Source organism: Cupriavidus sp. 05N39, from assembly GCF_056397325.1.
The window spans coordinates 1-396 of sequence record NZ_JBFTNE010000361.1 but is presented as its reverse complement, the minus strand read 5'-3'; the positions used below and the strand labels follow the sequence as shown (position 1 = coordinate 396).

1 protein-coding gene is annotated in these 396 nt (G+C 73.5%); it reads right to left on the bottom strand.

Annotation, left to right across the window (positions count from 1 at the left end; translation table 11 throughout):
* Nucleotides 1-396 (bottom strand): DUF4880 domain-containing protein (locus AC1DN0_RS41710; protein ID WP_477146698.1); only part of this gene is annotated, 396 nt, incomplete at both ends.

The window sequence follows — 396 nt, the reverse complement described above, 5'->3', positions numbered from 1 at the left end:
CACCTCGGTGTCGGTGTCCAGCCATAGCGCGCTTCCGTCGGGCAGGATCACGCGACGCCGCTCGCCGATGGCGGTCCGTTCGGCCTGCCCGGGCGAGGGCCGCGCAACCATCTGCCACCCGAGCCAGGCGCCCGGCACCAGCGTCATCCACAGGCCAATGCGCTTGATCGCTGCGCGACGCTGCCGATCCTGCGGCCGGCCCAGTACCGGCAATGCCCAGTCGCCGGGTACCTGCGCCACCAGCGCTTGCAGGCGCCGTGCGCGCTGCCAGGCACGCGCATGGTCGGGGTGTTGCGCACACCAGCGTTCGCAGGCGGCGCGCGTGCCCGGGCTGTCATCGTCATGCAGGCGCAGCAGCCAGTCGGCGGCCTGTTCGAGCGCCTCGCGCGGGAGGGG